Raw genomic sequence first — 21,273 nt, 5'->3', positions numbered from 1 at the left:
AAATATTTATAGCATTCTCTCATGTCTTACGTCATTCTTCGGCAACATCTGTTTCAACATCATCAGAATGCTTAACCGTACTCAATTTCTGCCCTTTTTCAAGGAACGTGGCGGCAATCAATGTAATCACAAACACGATACCACCTAAAATAAGGTACGTATGTTGATACCCAATTGAGTCATACATTGATCCAGCGGCAGAAGAGAAAATGAACACAGAGATTTGCTTAGCAAAATTTGATGCCAAGGCATAAATAGTTGCATACAAACGGATATCAAACGCTTCAGCAATGTACTTCATAATCGACACAAGCAATAGCGGCATTTCAAGTCCAGCCAACAAGCGGAAGAATATAATCCAAATCCATGAAGGTGATAATGCTGACCCAACGATTCGTAGACAAGTTAAGAATCCATAAATAATTAATCCATTACGGGCACCGATTTTGTTAATAATATAAGGCATTGGAATCATCAAAGCCAATTCTAATGCGGTTTGTGCAGAAGTCATGTACGAGTAAACCATGGTACCTTGTGCATCTGTTTCAAAAAAAGTTTTGAAGAAAACAATAAATTGTTGGTCAAAAACATCAAATAAGGCAGACGCACCCATATAGAATAGAGCTAAAATCCAGAAGTTACGCAATTTAAAGATTGAGAAGATATCTTTTTTGGTCATCTTTTCATCTTTATTATCACCCATGACTGCTGCAGCATTTTCAAAATTTATCTTAGTTGAAAATACCGATAGTAATGTCAAAAATACAGCGGCTACTGATGTCGCCCACCAAATTGAATTTGGTTCCCACAAGATCAAGCGACCAGCCACAACTGCAGCGACGACACCGGCAACCGATCCACCCATGCGGGCATGACCATATTCAAATTTATTTGCTATTGAGGCACGTTCAACATATTGCTCAATAACTGAAACACCACCATTTAAAACAAAGGCCAAGAAGACACCTGTAATCACAGATACTAGAATTGGACTAATGTTGAAAAGCGGCATAAACAACCATTGGAAATACGGCCCAGTTAAAATTGCCGCAATCGAAATCGTTAACAATAAGTTCTTTCTAAAGACTAACTTATCAGAAACAACACCAAAGATAGGTTGGAATATCAATGACATACCTGCCATCAATGAAAAAATAATTCCGGCTTGAGCACCAGTTACGTTAGCAACTTTCTCTAGCCATAATGTTAGGAATCCATAGGTTATTGCCCAAATAAAGAAATAACTAAATTCTGAAAGCGCAAATCCCCAAAAATGGCGACTTTCTTTTACCATGTTGCTCATGTTATTACTCCCCTCTGTATTTTCTAATCAAATGAAAACGGTACTGGCTTACCAAATTCTGGAAAACCATCACTATTCCAGGTGAACGGCTGAACCATCGTATGACGATTAGGATCGTATAGTGGATCACCCTTGATATCTAAGTAATTTCGTACGTGATAAACTAATAGATCCGTTTCACCATCTTCTGCAACGGTAAAGGAGTTATGTCCTGGACCGTATAGGCCATTGTCCATATCTGATTGGAAAATAGCATGGTCAAGTTTGTGCCATTTATCTGCATCCAATACATCTTCACTATCGTCTATCCATAGCATTCCCATGGCATAATTTTCATCAGTAGCCGATCCAGAAAAAGTAATAAAAATTTTCCCGTTTCGTTTCAAGACAGCTGGTCCTTCATTCACTGAAAAGATTTTTGTTTCCCAATCAAATTCCGGTTTCGAAAGCATGACTGGTTGCGTTTTAAGCGTCCATGGATTGCTCATTTCAGCAATATATAGATTAGAATTCCCCTTAATTTCTTTATCTTTTTGTGCCCAAACATAATAGAGCTTGTCATTATGCGTAAAGGTCGTCGCATCTAAACTAAAAGTGTCCTTATCAGTCACAATTTGTCCTTTTTCATGCCAAACCTCTTCACCTACCATTGGGTCGTCGTTATCACATGCGATGCAATACATACGATGGGTAAACATACCTAATTCATCGAACTCAGTTGTATCTGTCGCAGCGAAGTAGATATACCATTTGTTATTGATATAATGTATTTCTGGCGCCCAAATCAATTCACTCATTTCACCTTGATCATGTTTACGCCAAACAGTCCTTGGCATCGCATGTGCTAATCCATTAATTGTTTTGGCACGGCGAATTTCGATTAAATTATAAGCAGGGACAGATGCAGTAAAATAGTAATACCCGTCTGTGTGTTTATAAATATATGGATCAGCCCGTTGAATAATTAGCGGGTTGATATAATTATTAGCCATTTTCTGTACCACCTTTTTAGTATGTGATTTATTTCTCAACACGTTTATTTTAAATCACGTTGCAAGCGCTTTCAATACATTTTTGTTAATCTTTTCTACTAATTTTATGATATAAACAACATTTTTATTATTGAAAGAACCCTTAAAAAGTCTTTTCATTCACTCAAAAGAAACATTTATGTTATTGTTTAATAAACAAACAATATTTTTGTTATTTTAGGAGTTCGCATATGCAATTAGATATTTCTGAAAATTCATTACCCGTTTATAAAGCACTCGCAAATCCCATGCGCTTGAAAATTATTCAAATTTTATCTCACGAGAAACTCAATGTGCGCGATATCGCTGATCATCTTGGCATTAGTACAACAATTACGCTCAAACATCTGCAAACCTTAGCAGATGCTGGTATTATTGCTTTTGCAAAAGACGGACATAATAAACTTTCTATGTTAAAAGTGGACAATATATCGGTCAGATTTCCTGAGCGCATTTATCCATCCTTCGATGTTCACGAAACAAACATCCCCGTTGGACAATACACAGACTTTTCCGTAGAACCATCTTGCGGGTTAGCAGGACAAGATGACTACATTGGTAAAGTAGATAATCCCGCCTATTTTATGGATCCACAACGAATTTACGCTGGTATGATTTGGTTTTCTAATGGCTTTGTTGAATACCAATCGCCCAATTTTTTAGAAAAAAATGAACATCTTGAAATGTTGGACATGTCTATCGAACTAGGTTCTGAGTTCCCATTTTCAAATAATGTCTGGCCATCAGACATTACGTTCTACATCAATGACGTTGAAGTTGGTACTTGGACAAGCCCTGGTGATTTTTCCGATATCCGTGGCAAGTACACCCCTGATTGGGTGCCAGATAACGTAAATCAATATGGTATACAGAAAATTTTGCGTATCACAGACCATGGCACATACTTAGATGGTCAACCATTTACCTCTATATCCTTGTCTGATCTTGATATTTCTCGACAAACATTTAAAATTCGTTTTGCCATTAAAACGGATTCTGAAAACCAAGGTGGCTGTACCTTATTTGGTAAGGGATTCGGCAATTATAATCAGGACATTAATTTAAAACTTTTCTATAGTTAACACAAAACAAATAAGGGAGTTGGGACAAAATAACTGTCCCAGCTCCCTTTCAGTTTCAAAATTTTCTCACTATAAGGTAACCCTTAATTTGGTATGTTATTATGTAACATGGCTTATAAAACATCACCTAAAGACCATTAGAAAGGAGTCCGCATTGAAATTCTTAAAAAGTATTTTTTTAATCATTGCCGCCGTCCTTGTCTATAATTGGGCAACAACCCCCACAGTTAGCCAACAAATCAATAATCAACTCACCACGCTGACCGTTGACCTAAAAAACTGGTCAGAAAAAATTCCCTTTTTGGTCGACAGTAAGACTGAAACCCACTCAGATACACAAAGCTCTGAAACAAGGTCAGAATCTGGTTTAGAATCAATCGTTGTTGATAAAGAATTATCGAATACATACAGATATTATTTTGATGATGATGTCCCAGAAGCAACTCGCCAAATCTTTTTACAGGCCATTGATGTCTACAATCAAACGGGTATTGTGAAACTAACTGCTGAAGAACAGGATGATTCAAAAAATACTTTGCGTCTCGGTATCTACAATAAAACCGTCAGTGACGAAAATAATATGCAAGAACTAGGTGTTGGTGGACCAAAAATATATTCACAATATGGCTTAGTTAGCTCTGATTATAATCACGGTAAGGCAACGCTTAACACCGCCTACCCGGCTAGACTATCTGCCGCAATTCATGAGATTGGCCATGCACTTGGACTAGATCATACACAAAATAAAGATTCAGTGATGTATCCAGTTGATCAAGGTAAAACAACCCTATCTACACAAGATTTGGATAATCTGAAAAAGGTTTATCAATAAATTCAACTCGAAACTTACAAGATTATTTGATGTTCCACATGAAACATACACAAAAAAGGTGGTTAAGACAAAATAAATGTCTTAACCACTTTTTTTATGCTAAAAATGCATTAATTATCAGTCTGTAAATTTTAATCCTAATACCTTCAACCACCTGCAACGTGAATGGTTTCCCCAGTCACATATATCGCATCCCCGGAAGCTAAATACACATAGGCACCTGCTACTTCCGCTGGCTGACCAGGTCGACCTATTGCGGTATTTTTACCAAGTTCTGGAATCTTTTCTTGTGGCTGACCACCCGCAATCTGGAAAGGTGTCCAAATTGGTCCAGGTGCGACACAATTTACACGGATATTTCTAGGTGCCAACTGTTTGGCTAAACTTTCCGTGATATTACGAATAGCCGCTTTTGTGCTTGCGTAATCAACTAAGTATGGCAGAGGTTTCTTTGCTTGTACCGAGCTTGTTGTAATAATGCTACCCGCTTTATTCAAATGCGGTAAGGCTGCTTTAATCAACCACACCAAACTAAATACGTTAGTCGTATAAGTATCAACTAATTGATCTGTCGATAAATCTTCAATATCGAATACAGCATGCTGCTTGCCTGCAACCAATACTAAGATATCAAAATCGCCAAAAAATGATATTGCCTGTGCAACTAATTCCTGGCTAAAGGTTTCCTCTCTGAGATCACCTGGTACAAGGGCAATACGTCTGCCCAAATTGATCACAATATTTTTAACATCTTGCGCATCTTCCTCTTCTGCTGGCAAATAATTCAACACCACATCTGCCCCTTCATGTGCGTATGCAATTGCCACTGCCCGGCCAATTCCAGAATCACCGCCTGTAATCAATGCTTTTTTATTTTTCAACCGGTCATGCCCAATATAACTCGTACTACCATCATCAGGGACGGGTGTCATCTTTTTTTGAAGCCCTGGTTCAGGCTGTTCTTGTTTTGGCAATTCGTTTTGTGCAACATCAGTTTCATTCACGTTCTTTGTCATCGGCAAACCTCCTTGACAAATATTCTGAAGAACAAGCACTAATAATTACGTGTACCTTATCATTTCCAGTATCAAACAGCAAAATTCTAGATTGATCATGTGTCAAAAAGAGAGCGAGACAAAAGCCGCTTTGAAGCCAGTGTAACGTTATTTGCGTCATTTTTGGCCGAAGCAAAACGACGGACAGAATGTCACAAATCGCGTTACATTGAGGCTTTAGACTTTTGGAACACGTTTATGCTATAAAATTTATAGCCTTATAATTAATGCATTTTTAGCACAAAGAGGTTGGGACCGTTGTTTTGTCCCAACCTCTTCATTAAAAACATCTTTTATTAATCAATCGATGTCCCTCGTGTCTCTTTACCCATAGTCAAAATAACAACTATCGCAATGACTAAAGCAACAGTGAAAACACTAAATATATGTGCAAATGTAAAATGCAAACTCAAAAAGAAACCAATTGAAAGCGGTCCTAATATACCACCTAAACGACCAAAGCCTTGCGTAGCACCATTAGCCGTTGCTCTAATTGACGTTGGATATAATTCAGGCGAATAGGCATACATCGCTCCCCAAGCGCCCAGATTAAAGAAGGATAACAACATCCCCGATATCATAATCATAGTCAAACTATCAGAAAAACCAAATACCATGGCAAAGATTGCTGTCCCTGCTAAAAATAGTGCGATGACTGGCTTTCGTCCCCATTTCTCAACAAGCCAAGCTGACGTAAAATAACCTGGCAATTGGGCTAATGTCATAATAACAACATAACCGAAACTATTAACCATGCTAAAACCTTTGCCAACTAATACGCTTGGTAACCACAAGAAAATACCGTAATACGAAAACATAATCATAAACCAAGCAATCCAAAGCATAATCGTTTGCTGACGATGATCTTTATGAAATAATTGGGCTAATTTCTTACCAATTGATTCCTTGGGTTTTGGTGACGTGTGAATGTTTTGTCTATCACCTGGTAAATGTCGACGTAGTACTAATACATAAAATGCTGTTAGTGCCGAAACAACCAACGTTATGCGCCAACCAAATTTGGGCATAATAAAGTAAGCTAACAAACTAGCAATTAACCAACCGACAGCCCAGAAACTTTCTAATAAGACAATAATTCGGCCGCGCCGCTCTTTAGGCACTCTTTCTGACACTAGCGTAGAAGCAACTGGTAATTCACCACCCAAGCCAACACCGACAAAGAAACGTAAAATAATAAAACTAACAAATCCGACAGTCAAAGCGGATAATCCTGTCGCAATTGAAAAAATCAACAAAGTCACGATCAACATTAACTTGCGACCCTTTTGATCTGCCAAAGCACCAAATGTGAACGCACCAACCGCAAGACCAATCGAATTAACCGACCCAATCCAGCCTACTTGCACTGAAGAGAGTGCCCATTCCTGTTGAATAGCCACCAAAATAAATGACAATAACCCCACATCCATGGCATCAAATAGCCATGCTAAACCCGTAACAGTCAACAGTTTCCGTATACTACTCATGACGTACTAAAATACTGACTGGTAAATAACCAGCCTACTCCTATCTAGGTGTCTTGACGCCCTTTTGATGTTTAAATCATAGCAACACGGGGGTGTCTTGTCAACCTAGCTAATTTTCATACAAAATATTTAATTGTCTTAATGCTGTTTTGGCTTGTTCTAAATCTGCCACATCTTCATACTCTATTTGATGCATATGCAAACCATTGGTCAATGTTGATAATGCTTCCCCATCGGTCTGTTCTAAATGATAGATAAATTGCTTCACATCAGCAGTGTTTTGAATAGCTAATTCACCTTTTAGGAGCCCATAAACTGGGTGATCTACTTGTACATCTGCCACAGTAACACCTGCATTCACCAAAGCCATTAACTCATCGGCGATTTGTACTGCGGTGTGCTGAACAACTAAAATCGTATGCTGCTGTAGTTTCATTTGATAACGATAACCTTGTGGCGTTGCAATTATTTGCTCACCCCTTGCCCGTAGCAAGGCAATGTCACCCACAATAGTCTGACGTGATACTTTAAATTGTTTCGCAAATTTATTGGCACTAATGACTGTATCTGGATTGCTTAATGCTGCTTTAATGGCTTCTTGTCGTTGAATACCGGTCATGTATTTACCCCTTTAATTCTTAATCTCTTACGTATAAATATAACCCGGATGGTATATTATGCAAATATTTTCCCCATACTTTAACCTAAAGGCCTTCATTTTTTAAATTCCTCAAACGATAGCTAACGAAAAATGATAAAATAATGAAAAAACATTAATGAAATTTTGGAGGATATGATATTGGTAGTGGTCAATGGTTATGAATTGAGTGAACGAGAACAACATTTAAATGTTGTTAACTTACCATCACTAGAAAATTTAGCAAAAGAAATTTTGCCAAAAGCTGGTTTTGATTTTATTAGGGGTGGTTCAGAAGATGAATGGACACTACGAGAAAATACCATTGCTTTCAACCATACTCAGATTTTACCGCATGTATTATCAAACATTGGTAACCCAGAAACCAAAACAAGTATCTTTGGTCTACCATTGGATACACCAATTGTCATGGCACCCGCAGCAGCGCAAGGTGTGGCACATGCCCGTGGTGAAGTTGCTACTGCTGAAGGTATGGCGGCAACTGGATCACTAATGACCCAAAGCACTTACTCTTCAAAACTTATTGCCGAAGCGGCTGAAGCTGGGCATGATGCACCACAATTTTTCTAATTATATCTTAGCCAAGACGACGGTCTTAACAAATTCCTACTTGATAAAGCGGCGGCGGCCGGGATTAAAGCCATCGTCATTACAACTGATCTAACGGCTGCCGGATACCGTGAATCAGATGTCGTTAATGATTTCCACTTTCCAGTACCAATGGCTAACTTAGAAGACTTCCGTGTCGGTTCTGGACAATCTGATGTTGGTGTCGGCCATGGGAAAGACGTGTTTGATAACGAAGCGCATCAAATTGGTATTGCTGATATTAAACGTGTCATCGATTACACTGATTTACCAGTTATTATCAAAGGAATCCAAACACCTGAAGATGCTTTATTAGCAATTAGTGCTGGTGCGCAGGGAATTTGGGTTTCTAATCATGGTGGTCGTCAATTAAATGGTGGTCCCGCATCAATTGACGTTCTACAGGGCATTGCCACTGCTGTTAACCACCAAGTACCAATTATTTTTGACAGCGGTGTGCGCCGCGGATCACATGTCTTTAAGGCACTCGCATCCGGTGCTGATTTAGTTGCCTTAGCGCGACCAATTATTTACGGGCTCGCCTTAGGTGGTGCCCAAGGTGTCACTGATGTGGTCAATCATTTGAATCACGAATTAAAAATCACAATGCAATTGGCCGGTACCAAGACGATTGCCGATGTGCAACAGACATCATTAGTTAAATAGCTGAAAAATGCCCCTAGGAATACCAAAAATTTCCTAAGGGCATTTTTATTTTGTCTATTTAACTAGTTTTAAGTCAGTATATTGAATAAATTCGTTTTTATTCTCATCAACCGAATGCTCATCAATAACATAATTAAATTCGGTTAACATTCTTTCAACATCATTTGGGTCTTTGACGAAAATGTCTATCTGAGGACCAATATCTGCTGTTTTGAAGTAGCCATCCGCCGACTTTTCAAAAAAAATTTTCCCTTTTAGTGGCAGTACAGTCATCATAGTTGCAATTGAAATACGCGGTGTTAGTGTCATGACAATAATCCTTTCAAAGGGAGCAATTCTGTTTCCTTTTAAATTTTATATTTATTAACTGTTTAACCTAATTATAGCAGAATTTCACTAACTTTTTAAGCGCTTTCATCGTTGCTATTGCTAGCATTTAAGTATTTTTTTACATGCCCAATAAAATAAACGATTAATCCTGGCAATACACCTTTGATTAATCGCTTATTTTCAGTTCAATAATTATTAGCAATAAATTTATTCGCCCCAAATCTTTTGAGCAGTTTGAATAACAAAACGTAACTTATCCCACTGTTGCTGTTGTGTTAATTTATTACCTTCTTCTGTAGAAGCAAAACCACATTGTGTTGATAAGGCAAGATTTTCCAATGGTACATATTGGGCTGCTTCATTGACCCGGTCGATAATCGTACTCTGATCTTCAAGCTTAGGCTGCTTTGAAGTAATCAAACCAAGGACAATGCGCTTATTTTTATCCCCATTCCAAATTTTAGCTAAAGGTCCAAATGAACCAGAACGGCTATCATCATATTCCAAAAAGACGCCATCATAATTTAGTTGTCCTAAATACTCGGCAACATCGTCATAACCACCTGCAAACAAATAAGTTGATTGGAAATTACCACGACAAATATGCGTTGTAACCGTCAAGTCTTCTGGTAAATCCTTCAATAGCGCATTGATAACAGTGACTGCATCCTGAGCGATTTGCAAATACTTTTGATGCTCTTCTGGTTGGTCAGCCGTCTCATACAATTTACTAATCAAAAATGCCCACGTTGTATCATCAAGTTGTACATAACGTGCCCCTAGTTCATAAAAGTGTAAGATTGTTTGATGATAAGCATTAGCCAAATCCGTCAGATACTCATTATAAGTATCATAAAATTCAGACCAGTTATCACTACGATTGTCACGGAACAACATTGATGGTGACGGAATCGTTTGTTTAGGTGTCACGCCATCTGGTGTAATAGATGCCAGATATTTAAAACTATCAAAGAAAGGATGCTCTGGGTTATATGCAATTTTACCAACTAGTTCGACATTATCCGTTCGCGTTTTACTACCATGGAACTTATAACTCTTGTGGTAGTCATAAGTTGACACCCCATTTAACCCCCATAAGAAGTCCAAATGCCACCAAGAACGGTTAAATTCACCATCAGTCACATCTTTCAAGCCTAGTGCACCTTGTTCATCAACAATTTTTTTAGTTTCTTCATATTGAATGGCCGTTAATTGTGCTTGTGTAATGTTACCTGTCTCAAAATTATCACGTGCGACCTTTAATTCATCCGTTCTTAACAAACTACCAACGACATCATATCGATTGGGAAACTTAATTTTATTTACAGTGGCTTCTGTCATGTTTCATATACCTCAATTTTTAATTTTTTAAAATTTACAAAAAAATCGGCCCAAAGGCAATTGCTTACCTTTGGGCCGAATATTCGCGTTACCATCCCTATTCACACTATTCCGCGGAAAATAGTGCCTCACTGGAATCATAACGCATTCAACCGTTCCCTTTGCGTGAACAAAAAAGAAAATTATCAGAGCTCATCTTCACTGCTGTTCTCAATACCTAATCTCATCTACAAGGCTTTCTGTTAAAGATACATAGCGGCTACTCTTCTCATCAGATTTTTAATGTAATTTTAATTATTAACGAGTTTAACACTGTGATATACAATTTGCAAGAGATAATAAAAATCCATTTTTCTCATTTAATAACTGTTTCAACAATCATTGACTCCAACAATCATATCTTCTAAAGCTTTGTCTGATATAAAGTCTAAATTCTAATAAACATGCCTTTAAGTTTGTTTTAATGGTCTTTTTTGGCGTGTGATGTCATTATTTTGACATTTTTTGGATACATATTAGTAACATTATATTGCCGCCTTTGTTAAAATTAATAATATACAAAGGAGGTACACAAAATGACAACTCGACTTATTAGTAAAGCTTCATTAGTGTCAGCCTTAGTAGGTGGTGCTGTCCTTGGTGGCTTAGCCATCACACCGACAACATCGGTTTCTGCAGATACTACTGCAAGCACAACGCAACAAGTAAATACACAACAAGACACTAGAACAGGTTACGTTTACTCACCGGAAGTTTCTACTGCTAATGGTGGATATAATTGGTTAGAAAATGGACAACCATATACCGGAATGCGCTATTACGCTGGTTCTTATTACTGGTTCACTAATGGTGTTCGCCAGAACAATCAATGGGCCAAGGCCTACGGATTGACCTATTACCTTGATAGTAATGGACGGGCTGTACAAGGTTATCAGTTCATTAACGGTCAAGCATACTTCTTCGGATCAAATGGTACTTACTATCTACGTGAGGAAGTCCCAAGTGGTTATATTAACTTCGAAGGTGTCGGCTGGCGCTGGATTGAAGATGGTAAACTTTACACAGGATTCCGTATGCTGAACAGCAGGTACAATTACTTCGAAAATGGTGTCCGTCAGACAAATAGATGGGTGGAAGACTATGGTAACAAGTACTACATCGAAAATGATGGACAACCCGTACAAGGTTACCACGTGATTGATGGACATACGTATTACTTCGGTAAAGACAACACTTACTATCTACGGTACATGATGCCTGATGAGTAAAACTAACTTCTATTTAGAACCGATAGCAATGAAAAAATCGTTGCTATCGGTTTTTTGTCGTAAATAAAAACGAAGAGGTCGGTACACAATGCACCACGGCTCTTCGTTAAAATATTTTCTAATTAGCGGCAGATGCTGAAGACGCTGATTTTTTGGTTGATAATACCAAATTCAAAATCACTGCCGTAATTGCTGCCACCGTAATTGGTGATCCTAACAAATATTGCAACATTTGTGGTGAATCGTTAACTACCTTATCAGGTAAGAACACCAAAGCTAACGTCATAACAATTGGCACACCAATCACATAACCCTTATTCCCCGTCATATTCAAATCACCAATAACATTCAAACCACTTAGCATGATGATTACAACAATAACTGCAAAGACACCACCAACGACCGCTGATGGAATTGCGGCAAGTAATGCTGATAACTTACCAAAGAATCCTAAAATAACAAACCAAATTCCGGCAGCCACGAATACCCGACGGCTAGCAACACCGGTAATCGAAACAATCCCAGCATTAGTTGAATACCCCGTCATTGGGGTACTACCTAGCAAAGCTGAAATCAAGCAACTTAGTCCTTCACCAATCACACCACGATTCCATTGTTTATTAGTAATTTCTTCCTTCGTCACAGCACTCATTGCAAACCATGTACCAGTCGTTTCAGTCGTTAAGACCATAAATATAATAATAAATGTAATGATGGCTGATAAATTAAAACTTATTCCATAGTGCAACGCTGTGAAGTGCGGTAAGCTAAACTAATCAGCTTTAGCCACCGTTGACCAATTCACCAGACCCATAAAGCTTGCTGCAATGGTACCAACTGCCAAGGCAATCACAATTGAACCAATCTTAAAAATCCTTTGTAATTGTGGTAAGTGTGTCCCAATGGCAATTGAAATTAATAAGGCAATCATCGTGATAGACGCTAGATCGATATTTTGATAAATGTTGCCGCTCGCTTGAAAAATGTTATCATTCAGAGCCGATGGCAACAGCGATAGACCCACACAAGTGATAATCGTCCCACCAACGATAGATGGCACTAATGTATTGACTATTTTTTGATAAACTCCTGATAAGCCAAGTAAAATCAATAAAACCGCAGCGACTGCACTCGAACCAATAACAGCAGCCATGCCACCATTAGCAGCACCATTAGCCATGAATACACCCACAATAGCCCCAATTGGAACGTATGAAGGTCCTTGTGACATGGGCATTTTCATAAATACTGATGTTTGTAGCAAAGTCCCTATACCACATGCTAGAAAGGCAACTTGTAAGAATCCGGACGTTTCTACAGCGCTCATTGAAAGCAAACCAGCAATAATTAGTGGCGGTACATACACATCCATTGCAAGTACGTGCTGTAAACCTAATAAGCCCGCTTCTGCTGCTGGAACCTTATCATTTGCTCCAATTAATAAGCCACTCTTCTCTTCAGCCATGAACTTTTTCTTCTCCTTTTAGTTCACAATGTTCCACATGAAACATTTTATTTAACAAAAACACCTTGTGTCATCACATGATCAATTTCTGATGCTGTCGTTTGATACATCAACTTTTCAAATGTATCTTCTGGCACTTGTTGACCAAACGTTGGATACTTTGCATGGACAATCTGTAAATCAGCTATATAGCCTTCCTTAATCTGTCCCGTCACCAAATTCAAACTTTTAGCCCCACCGACGGTCGCCATATAAAAAGCATTTTTGGCAGTAATTGCTGAATCATGTTTACCACGTAAGTCAGGTGTTATCTCACTATCTACCCCGTCATTGAGTAGCCGTGATGACATAATAGCTTGGCGAATATTTTGGTAAACACTAGGATCATAGCCTCCAGAAATATCCGTTCCCATTCCCACTTTGACATTTTCTGACAGTAATTTTTTAGCTGGCAATACAGCGTTACCAAAATAGACGTTAGATATAGGGCAATGGGCAATACCGACGCCACGATCTTTAAATCGCTGGATATCCTCACCATTCAATAATGTGCCATGCGCCATCACTGATTTATCTGTTAATAGGCCAAACTCATCTAACACAGTGGCATCACGTTTACCGTGGGTTGCCAATGCGTACCCATTTTCCCAATCACTTTCACTACAATGCGACTGAATTGGTAGATCGTATTTAGCCGCTAGTTTGCCTAGACCAGCCAAGACATCATCTGTACAAGATGGTAAAAATCTCGGTGTAATCACTGGGGTTACCGGTATCGTTTGGTTTTCATTTAAAGTTGCCACTTCATGAATAAAGTTTTCTGTTTCACTTAAAGCCGTAGTTGCTGATTCATCACGGTAATAAGCCGGTGTTTGCTCTGGATTATCCATGACAACTTTCCCAACAAAGCCTCGTTGATGATGCGTTAGGCATGATTTAACAAGTTCCAAATTACCTGTATTATCGACCGAACCAAAATAAAGGGCTGTCGTTGTCCCGTTGGCCAATAATGTCTCAACAAGATTGTCATACACTAAGTGAGCATACTTAGCATCTTTAAACTTGGCTTCTAATGGGAAAGTATATTCTTCTAACCACTCATATAATGGCCTATCTAAGGCTAATCCCGCATTTGGCCATTGTGGTGCGTGGACATGTAAATCAATGAAGCCAGGTAATAACACTTGGTCATCAGACAAGGACACCAATGTCCCCTGCTGTTTTGCATCATTAACAATTAATTGATAATCATCATCCCCTGCTAAAACAATCCGCGCAATCTTTCCTTCGTCGTTAATACAAACTAGACTATCCGCCTGATAGCCCACTTGATTTTCATCGATAGCCGTATAATAACTACCTTGTAAAACTGTTTTGTAATTAATCATCATCACCTCAAAAAATATATCGTTCTTGAATAAATAAGATTATAACAAACATATCCATCATTATCACTGGTAAATCCGCATAATCATTAACTAAACACAAAAATAAACAAATATTGTTCGTGTTACACTAACAGTAACCCAATGATTGATTTAACGGTTACTAACGATTATAATGAACTTGTTCTAAAATCTATCAGACTGGATGAAACTATTATGCAGAACCAACAAACAAAAAAACTAACTCTAGCCGCAATGATGACCGCCATATTAATTATTCTTGGTGTTTTCCCCGGTATTCCACTCGGGTTCATTCCGGTACCAATCATTCTTCAAAATATGGGTGTCCTATTAACGACTGAATTATTAGGTGCTAAATATGGTACATTTTCTGTATCTTTATTTTTAGCGCTAGCACTTTCTGGACTACCTGTATTATCTGGTGGTCGTGGTGGTTTTGCCGTTTTTCTTGGACCAACCGGTGGGTATCTAATTGCCTGGCTATTTGTACCAGCAATATTGGGAACATTACTTTACTTACTTAAACGACACAATCGTCTTTCTTGGTGGCTAGAATTAATGACTGTTATGATTGCTGGCGTCTTATTGATTGATATCATTGGCTCAGTCTGGCTTTCTATCCAATCACATATGTCACTGACGACTGCCCTACTTTCCAATGTCGCTTTCCTACCAGGTGATATGATTAAAGCAACACTATCCGTTATACTAGCTAGACGATTAAGGAAAATGCCTGCCCTGCAAGACATTTTTTAGAAGGAGATTATTTTGACAACGACCAAACAAAAAGTGTTATTTGAACTATTAGCTCATCAAGGTGATTGGACATCTGGAGATGAATTAGCAACTGATCTACAAGTCAGTCGTGAAAGCATTTGGAAGGCCATTAATGCTTTAAAAAAGAAAAATCATCACATTGAAAGTCGCAAAAATTTAGGCTATCAATATATTGAAACGTCTACTTTAGACGAAGATATTGTGCGTTATTACTTGGATGAGCAACGTGTTGATGACATAGTCGTTGAACAAGATGTCACATCGACCCAACACCTAGCGAAACAATATTTAACAACACATCAGGTACACAAACCGGTGATTTTTACTGCTGAATCACAGTCTAGTGGTTATGGCCGGCGTGGTCGTGCCTTTTATTCTCCTGCTACTAGTGGTCTATATTTTACGATTATTCTGCCCGACAAGACTGAAGATTGGTCGCAAGTCGGTCTACTAACAACCAGTATGGCGGTTGTTATTGCACAAACCTTGGAGCAATTCTTCCCGGACGAACGGATTGATTTGAAATGGGTTAATGATTTATTTATTAATGATAAAAAAGTTGGCGGCATTATTACCGAAGCAAATATTGAGCTTGAATCTAAGTCAGCGTCGGCATTCATTATGGGAATTGGTCTAAATTTGACCACTGAAACCTTCCCTGATGAATTATCAAATATTGCGCAAGGTATCGATAGCAAAGTGACCGTTGATCGCAATCGATTATTAGTTACATTAGCACAACGTATTATTGATACTTATGACCATGGTGATATTCCAACACTATTAGATGAATATCGTCGGCGTTCAAATGTTATCGGTAAACAAGTAACCCTAAAATTGGGTAACAAAATGATCACTGGTACGGCAAAACAAATTGCCAATGATGGTGGCTTAATTATTGAGGATGAACATGGTATTACAAAATCATTTACAAGCGGCGAAGTCATCAAAACGACCGTCTTTAGATAAACGTACGCCAGCACTAACAATACAAGGTGTTGGTTTGGACAAAGATAGTCGTTGCATGCACTACCATACTAAAAATGATGTTGTTGCCCTAGCATGCGCCCAATGCCATCAACACTTTGCTTGTTACCAGTGTCATGATGCCATCATGACACATAAATTTGCACCAGCTGATCCAACAGCTCAATCCGTCATGTGTGGTGTGTGTCATCAGACAATGGATTATCAAGCTTATTCACAAAACGAATGTCCAAACTGTCATCACGCATTTAATCCCAAATGTGCGCGCCATCAGGATATTTATTTTGAGTCGTGAATATTTATTAAAAAATAAAATTAAGGAGGCCAAAACAACTTTACCTGTTTCGGCCTCCTTCTCTATATTATTTTGGTAAACAACTAAGCTTGGTGCAGCCAAACCGTCATTTGCCCTTCATTTCTATTAGCCCAGGCATAGTAAGGGATTAGCTTTAATTGTGCCTTTTGCATTGTTTTTTCTTCATCGAAGGTATAAAGTGCCTCTGACGTTTTTTCTTCTACTAATTTTGTTACATTATTTGTAGTTAATGTTCCAACACCATCCAGCAACTCTGCTTCATAAGCGTAATTAAATGCAGGTTTTTTATCAAGCTCATAAAGCCAAAGTGGTCCTTCATTATCATCTTCTTCTGCACAATAGACAATGGGACCTCTTTGAATAGCTACCTTACCAATATTGTCCTTAACTCGTGTATTTGTTCTAACTGTATGTGCTGACATATCAAATCGCACCATAATTTCAGCATCATCATCGAGATCAACATACAAAATTTGATCTACTAATTCTGAATCTACTGTTTTCCCATTAACAGTCACCTGATAAGCATGCAATGTCCAACTAGGAATTCTGATACCAAATGTAAATGCTGTTTTCTTAGTATTGGTAATTGCGTACTTTACATTGCCATCCCATGGATAATTACTATCTAATTTAATTTCAACACCATTATCAAACGTTGTCTCGTTAGCAATAAATTGATGTGAAAGAATAGTATTGTCCTTAATCTCATACAAATATTTATCGATTGAGGCAATCAGACGCGTAATGTTGGCAGGACAACAAGCACAGGCAAACCAAGATGAACGCCTAGTTGCAATGTGGTTCTTTCCTTGATTGCCACGACTCGCCTTGGGATCAGCCTCCAATGGATTAACATAAAAGTAATGTTTACCATCTAATGCAATCCCACTCAATGCGCCGTTAAACAATTCTTTCTCAATAATGTCTCCGTATTCACCACTCATATGGTTTTCCAACATCTGTTTAGCAAAGAAAACCATTGAAACCGATGCACAAGTCTCACCATAATCTGTATCATTTGGTAAATCATAATCGTAGGTAAACGCTTCTCCATGGGTAGTTTGGCCAACGTTACCAGTAATATACAGTTGCTTTTTAACAGTATCTCGCCAAAGACGCTCTGCCGCATCTTGTAGCTCTTGATCATGCGTTAAACGCGCAACATGAGCAAGGCCTGTACAGAAATATAAGACACGAACTGCATGTCCATGAACATCAGTCTGCTCAGTTACTGGTTTATCAGCGAAATAGTATCGATTACCAATAGTTCCCAAGTCAGGGAAGAAATCACGATCAATGCCATCCGCCTCATTTTGCTTAGCAAAGAACTCTGTGTCTTGACCGCGTTGTTTAATAAAGTATTGTGCTAAATCTAAATATTTTTGTTCATGCGTTGCTTCATATAAACGTGCTAATGCTAATTCAATTTCGGGATGCCCTGGAATACCAAGTACCTTACCTTCTGCCGCCCCAAAGTGGTTATCAATACAATCAGCCATTTTCTTCGCGATATTTAACGCTTTTTCATTTCCTGTAACTGAATAATATGCTACCCCAGCTTCAATATAGTGTCCCATTGAATATAGTTCATGCGATTGCTGCAAACGTTTGAACTTTCGCTCAGGCATTTCAATCTGGAACATAGTTGACAGATACCCATCATCCTCCTGTGCATCGGCAATCAAATCAACAACTGAATCTGCTTGTTGTCGAAGTTTATCACTTGGTGCATAGTTCAAAACATAGGCTGCTGTTTCTAACCACTTATAGACATCAGTATCTTGAAAATCCATACCGAAAAAATCACCCGACATTTGTCCAGCAGCAATTTTAAGGTTCGCAATGGCATGGCTTTTATCAGCAGAACCACCAGCAGCAAATGGGTCATTTGTAACTTCAACATGATTATTGTCGTTGATCATATCCCATTGAAATGGGATTGATTCATTTGCCATTAAATCACGGTATCTTTGCCAAAAATCTGAAGTAACAGTTGTATGTTTTAATGTGACATTTTGCATTGCGAAAATCTCCTTTATTTAACGTGTTTAATCCATAGAATGAATGCAATACCGACCAATGTAACCATAATAGAACCGGTAAATACAAGATTATAACTACCTGTTGCTGTCACAATAATTGATGTCGCAGCAGGAGCCAACATCTGTCCAGCGGTATTTGTCAGATTACCAAAGCCGACATACTTACCAGTCGTCTTTTTCTCTTTAGCTTCATCAGGAATAACATCAATATTCAACGCCATATCAACGGCCAAGTAAATACCATAACCAAGGCCTGCCAGAACAACGTAACCAATAACACCATTTACTGATTTAAATAGTAGCATACTTATTGCTCCAGCAATCATCAGTAACCCACCAAAAGCAACTGGAATTTTACGAGCTCTCAAACGATCTGAAAGTGGTCCAGAAATAAACAAACCAATCATTGAAACAACTAACGTAAATAGTGATAATGTATTCATCGCTCTAGCAGCTGCTAGTACTGATAGTCCTAGGTGATCCTCCAGAATATAAACCAAATATTGGAAAATCATTGTATAACTGGTCATAACAAGGAAACGTCCCACACATGCCTTGTAAAAGTCGTGTCCGCCTTTTAGGCTAGGTGGTAACAACGTTGACATAACATCCATCCAAGACCGATTCATTCTTAGGAACAACAGCTTCCTTTGATGACTTCTCACGTGGTGCCATTGCTAATACAATCAACCCCGATGCAGCAATCATAATACCACCAACGACAAAGCCCATGCTTTGATATGATTGGCCTAAGAAGTATGAACTAATGAATTGCCCAACTGGTGCCCCGACAGAGGTGGCACCAAATCCTGATGATAATGTACCACGAACATTTTTAGGAGCTCGGTCAGCTAGAAAGGCATACATTGGTGTTTGGATAGCATTTTGACCTAAAGTATTAAAGATATATGCCATCGTCAAACTAGTTGTTGATTCAAAAATTCCTAGTGAATATAATCCAATACCCGCAACAAACGAACCGATGAAAATCCAAGGTGTTCGCTTACCAAAACGTGATCTTGTACGGTCAGATAAAGTTCCCCAAATATAACCGACAAACAATGATACCAGTGACGTAACCGACGTAATAACACCATAAGCCGCCGTTGGATTCCCGATTTCCACATCCTTAATATGCTGTGGTAATAGAACTGCACCATTCAATGTAAATGCTGCATTATTCAAAATACCATAGATAATAAAGGCAATCAGAAACCGCCAAACTAATGCTTTAGACCATGGTTTGCCCGTTTCTGGAGATATCGTATCCGGATCAACAGTCGATGTAGTCCCGGCAGAGTTTCCAGCAGGGCTAAAAAGCTTTAAATTTTTCTTTTTTAACACTGTACTTCCCTCAATTCTTTTTTGCACAACATAATCAGAAAACGTTTTCTATACCATATATGATAGCGCTTCCAATAAACGGCAAAAACTGCTAAAATATAGCAAATGGTACATTTTTTTGTCATTATGTTATTTTTCATTTCAAAAAAAGTTTATCAGGCGTATTTTAAAATCAATCTTAAACCGTTATTAAATCAACGTTTTACAGATATTTTTTAAAAGATTAATTTATTTAGTATACTTTACATGATTTTAGGTATACTTTTTTGACCCATTTAAAACACATAAAGGTGAATGAATGATGGAGTATTATACATTTGATATTGATAATAATGTAACTTTCATGGTCGGTGGTATTTTTTCAGCACAAAAAGGTTGGCAACATAGCGACCGTTATCACCATGGCGATTATGAAATGATTCTTTGTACAAAAGGACCCTTACACATTAAAATCCAAAATACACAATATACCCTTAATACAAACGATTTTTTATTTGTGCCACCATATCAATTAATGACTGGTACGCAATCTTCCTCAAACGATATAGAATTTTACTGGCTACATTTTATTCTGCCAAAAAATACAACAACATTTAAAAATACAAATCTAGAGTCATTACCCATTGATAATCAACAACCTACCGTTTGTGTCATTCCACAATACTTTCGACTAACCAATACCGATCATTTCATTGTATTCATTCATCAGCTACTAAATAGTGACCTACAAAATGCCTATGATCGGAAAATAGCAAATTGCTTAGCGACAATGATTTTGACGGATATCAGCAAGTCTATCCTTAACCGGTTAACAGATAAGGCCAGTAACGTTGAGCGTATTGACCGACTAAAAGAATGGATTCGAGTAAACCTATATAAATCACCCACGGTTATGGATATGGCAGAAGAAATCCAATTAAATCCCCAGTACCTTTCAAAACTCTTTAAAAAAGTTACTGGCATTCCACCCAAACAATATTTATTACAGTTAAAAATACAAACCGCACAATCTTTGTTGATTAGAACCAATCTTTCAATCAAGGAAATTGCTTCAAACGCTTATTTCGAAAACGAAAAGCTATTTATGCGCCAATTCAAAAAAGTTTGTGGCATAACACCAAGTAAATATCGTGCACAATTCGATGAAATTTATCATAATAATCAAGTTATCAGCCCTGTATTACCAATTCCAGAAGAAATTTCTCGTCATTTAAATGACGTACCTGATTTTGGAAAAATGCCCGAAGAATCAGCAAACGAGGAAAAATCGTTTTAAACGAAAAGTGGTTAGG

At 38.0% G+C, this 21,273-nt stretch carries 18 protein-coding genes and 2 pseudogenes; 8 read left to right on the top strand and 12 right to left on the bottom strand.

Annotation, left to right across the window (positions count from 1 at the left end; genetic code table 11):
• Positions 1-31: 31 nt before the first annotated feature.
• Both FFM62_RS02240 and FFM62_RS02235 read right to left on the bottom strand, forming a co-directional pair.
• Positions 32-1,303, bottom strand: a complete 1,272-nt coding sequence (locus FFM62_RS02240; RefSeq protein ID WP_115470647.1) for an oligosaccharide MFS transporter — start codon at positions 1,301-1,303, stop codon at positions 32-34.
• Between the two features lie 23 nt (positions 1,304-1,326).
• Positions 1,327-2,295 (bottom strand): glycoside hydrolase family 43 protein, encoded by a 969-nt coding sequence (locus tag FFM62_RS02235; protein WP_115470646.1) that lies wholly within the window; start codon positions 2,293-2,295, stop codon positions 1,327-1,329.
• Between the two features lie 230 nt (positions 2,296-2,525).
• Here FFM62_RS02235 and FFM62_RS02230 point away from each other — a divergent pair, with 230 nt between their 5' ends.
• Positions 2,526-3,416 (top strand): ArsR/SmtB family transcription factor, encoded by an 891-nt coding sequence (locus tag FFM62_RS02230; protein ID WP_115470645.1) that lies wholly within the window; start codon positions 2,526-2,528, stop codon positions 3,414-3,416.
• Between the two features lie 154 nt (positions 3,417-3,570).
• On the top strand, positions 3,571-4,248 hold the full coding sequence (locus FFM62_RS02225) for a matrixin family metalloprotease (protein ID WP_115470644.1): 678 nt from the start codon (positions 3,571-3,573) through the stop codon (positions 4,246-4,248).
• Positions 4,249-4,394: 146 nt separating this feature from the next.
• Here the strand turns inward: FFM62_RS02225 and FFM62_RS02220 are convergent, their stop codons facing one another.
• From FFM62_RS02220 to FFM62_RS02210, 3 genes are all read right to left on the bottom strand, one after another.
• Complete coding sequence (locus FFM62_RS02220) at positions 4,395-5,264, bottom strand: SDR family oxidoreductase (protein ID WP_115470643.1); 870 nt, start codon at positions 5,262-5,264, stop codon at positions 4,395-4,397.
• Positions 5,265-5,599: 335 nt separating this feature from the next.
• On the bottom strand, positions 5,600-6,790 hold the full coding sequence (locus tag FFM62_RS02215; protein ID WP_115470642.1) for an MFS transporter: 1,191 nt from the start codon (positions 6,788-6,790) through the stop codon (positions 5,600-5,602).
• 109 nt (positions 6,791-6,899) lie between these two features.
• Entirely contained in the window at positions 6,900-7,409 is a 510-nt protein-coding gene (locus tag FFM62_RS02210; RefSeq protein ID WP_115470641.1) for a transcription repressor NadR, read from the bottom strand.
• Between the two features lie 180 nt (positions 7,410-7,589).
• Here FFM62_RS02210 and FFM62_RS02205 point away from each other — a divergent pair.
• A pseudogene (locus FFM62_RS02205) lies at positions 7,590-8,702 on the top strand (alpha-hydroxy-acid oxidizing protein).
• 54 nt (positions 8,703-8,756) lie between these two features.
• Here the strand turns inward: FFM62_RS02205 and FFM62_RS02200 are convergent.
• Together FFM62_RS02200 and FFM62_RS02195 are read right to left on the bottom strand one after the other, a co-directional pair.
• The gene (locus FFM62_RS02200) at positions 8,757-9,011 is read right to left on the bottom strand and encodes a hypothetical protein (RefSeq protein ID WP_115470640.1); all 255 of its coding nucleotides are present in this window, start codon (positions 9,009-9,011) and stop codon (positions 8,757-8,759) included.
• 228 nt (positions 9,012-9,239) lie between these two features.
• Positions 9,240-10,373 carry a vitamin B12 independent methionine synthase gene (locus tag FFM62_RS02195; RefSeq protein ID WP_115470639.1) on the bottom strand — a complete coding sequence of 378 codons (1,134 nt, stop codon included), beginning with the start codon at positions 10,371-10,373 and terminating at the stop codon, positions 9,240-9,242.
• A gap of 575 nt (positions 10,374-10,948) precedes the next feature.
• On the opposite strand from FFM62_RS02195, the gene FFM62_RS02190 reads away from it, so the two are divergent.
• Positions 10,949-11,641: a 1,4-beta-N-acetylmuramidase gene (locus tag FFM62_RS02190; protein WP_115470638.1), complete on the top strand. Its 693-nt coding sequence runs from the start codon at positions 10,949-10,951 to the stop codon at positions 11,639-11,641.
• Positions 11,642-11,759: 118 nt separating this feature from the next.
• On the opposite strand, the pseudogene FFM62_RS02185 reads toward FFM62_RS02190, so the two are convergent.
• Positions 11,760-13,106, bottom strand: a pseudogene (locus FFM62_RS02185) (uracil-xanthine permease family protein).
• Positions 13,107-13,153: 47 nt separating this feature from the next.
• The gene (locus tag FFM62_RS02180; protein ID WP_174855235.1) at positions 13,154-14,494 is read right to left on the bottom strand and encodes an amidohydrolase family protein; all 1,341 of its coding nucleotides are present in this window, start codon (positions 14,492-14,494) and stop codon (positions 13,154-13,156) included.
• 213 nt (positions 14,495-14,707) lie between these two features.
• On the opposite strand from FFM62_RS02180, the gene FFM62_RS02175 reads away from it, so the two are divergent.
• Genes FFM62_RS02175 through FFM62_RS02165 form a run of 3 tightly spaced genes read left to right on the top strand, consistent with a single transcriptional unit; the run spans position 14,708 to position 16,571 of the window.
• On the top strand, positions 14,708-15,268 hold the full coding sequence (locus FFM62_RS02175; protein ID WP_115470663.1) for a biotin transporter BioY: 561 nt from the start codon (positions 14,708-14,710) through the stop codon (positions 15,266-15,268).
• A 12-nt stretch (positions 15,269-15,280) separates the two neighbouring features.
• A complete protein-coding gene (locus FFM62_RS02170; protein ID WP_115470636.1) occupies positions 15,281-16,258 on the top strand; it encodes a biotin--[acetyl-CoA-carboxylase] ligase in 978 nt (325 codons plus the stop codon).
• On the top strand, positions 16,194-16,571 hold the full coding sequence (locus FFM62_RS02165; RefSeq protein WP_240005901.1) for a CHY zinc finger protein: 378 nt from the start codon (positions 16,194-16,196) through the stop codon (positions 16,569-16,571). The genes FFM62_RS02170 and FFM62_RS02165 overlap by 65 nt, the downstream gene beginning before the upstream one ends.
• Positions 16,572-16,654: 83 nt before the next feature.
• Here the strand turns inward: FFM62_RS02165 and FFM62_RS02160 are convergent, their stop codons facing one another.
• From FFM62_RS02160 to FFM62_RS10265, 3 genes are read right to left on the bottom strand one after another with little or no spacing between them, the layout of a single operon-like run.
• Complete coding sequence (locus tag FFM62_RS02160; RefSeq protein ID WP_115470634.1) at positions 16,655-18,616, bottom strand: glycoside hydrolase family 127 protein; 1,962 nt, start codon at positions 18,614-18,616, stop codon at positions 16,655-16,657.
• Between the two features lie 14 nt (positions 18,617-18,630).
• Positions 18,631-19,167 (bottom strand): MFS transporter, encoded by a 537-nt coding sequence (locus FFM62_RS10270; RefSeq protein WP_240005899.1) that lies wholly within the window; start codon positions 19,165-19,167, stop codon positions 18,631-18,633.
• Between the two features lie 52 nt (positions 19,168-19,219).
• Positions 19,220-19,981: an MFS transporter gene (locus FFM62_RS10265; protein WP_240005898.1), complete on the bottom strand. Its 762-nt coding sequence runs from the start codon at positions 19,979-19,981 to the stop codon at positions 19,220-19,222.
• 298 nt (positions 19,982-20,279) lie between these two features.
• Between FFM62_RS10265 and FFM62_RS02150 the strand changes: the two genes are divergently transcribed.
• Entirely contained in the window at positions 20,280-21,257 is a 978-nt protein-coding gene (locus FFM62_RS02150) for an AraC family transcriptional regulator (RefSeq protein WP_240005897.1), read from the top strand.
• Positions 21,258-21,273: the final 16 nt, after the last annotated feature.

This window comes from Weissella thailandensis, assembly GCF_005405465.1.
Taxonomy (GTDB): domain Bacteria; phylum Bacillota; class Bacilli; order Lactobacillales; family Lactobacillaceae; genus Weissella; species Weissella thailandensis.
This window is presented reverse-complemented; position numbering and strand designations above follow the sequence as displayed.

Bases quoted from the DNA above. Each gene is read 5' to 3' on its own strand.
- FFM62_RS02215 (WP_115470642.1), bottom strand. From the start codon at position 6,790: ATGAGTAGTATACGGAAACTGTTGACTGTTACGGGTTTAGCATGGCTA.
- FFM62_RS02235 (WP_115470646.1), bottom strand. From the start codon at position 2,295: ATGGCTAATAATTATATCAACCCGCTAATTATTCAACGGGCTGATCCA.
- FFM62_RS02190 (WP_115470638.1), top strand. From the start codon at position 10,949: ATGACAACTCGACTTATTAGTAAAGCTTCATTAGTGTCAGCCTTAGTA.
- FFM62_RS02195 (WP_115470639.1), bottom strand. From the start codon at position 10,373: ATGACAGAAGCCACTGTAAATAAAATTAAGTTTCCCAATCGATATGAT.
- FFM62_RS02210 (WP_115470641.1), bottom strand. From the start codon at position 7,409: ATGACCGGTATTCAACGACAAGAAGCCATTAAAGCAGCATTAAGCAAT.
- FFM62_RS02200 (WP_115470640.1), bottom strand. From the start codon at position 9,011: ATGACACTAACACCGCGTATTTCAATTGCAACTATGATGACTGTACTG.
- FFM62_RS02160 (WP_115470634.1), bottom strand. From the start codon at position 18,616: ATGCAAAATGTCACATTAAAACATACAACTGTTACTTCAGATTTTTGG.
- FFM62_RS02220 (WP_115470643.1), bottom strand. From the start codon at position 5,264: ATGACAAAGAACGTGAATGAAACTGATGTTGCACAAAACGAATTGCCA.
- FFM62_RS02150 (WP_240005897.1), top strand. From the start codon at position 20,280: ATGATGGAGTATTATACATTTGATATTGATAATAATGTAACTTTCATG.
- FFM62_RS02240 (WP_115470647.1), bottom strand. From the start codon at position 1,303: ATGAGCAACATGGTAAAAGAAAGTCGCCATTTTTGGGGATTTGCGCTT.
- FFM62_RS02230 (WP_115470645.1), top strand. From the start codon at position 2,526: ATGCAATTAGATATTTCTGAAAATTCATTACCCGTTTATAAAGCACTC.
- FFM62_RS10270 (WP_240005899.1), bottom strand. From the start codon at position 19,167: ATGACCAGTTATACAATGATTTTCCAATATTTGGTTTATATTCTGGAG.
- FFM62_RS02180 (WP_174855235.1), bottom strand. From the start codon at position 14,494: ATGATTAATTACAAAACAGTTTTACAAGGTAGTTATTATACGGCTATC.
- FFM62_RS02165 (WP_240005901.1), top strand. From the start codon at position 16,194: ATGAACATGGTATTACAAAATCATTTACAAGCGGCGAAGTCATCAAAA.
- FFM62_RS02175 (WP_115470663.1), top strand. From the start codon at position 14,708: ATGCAGAACCAACAAACAAAAAAACTAACTCTAGCCGCAATGATGACC.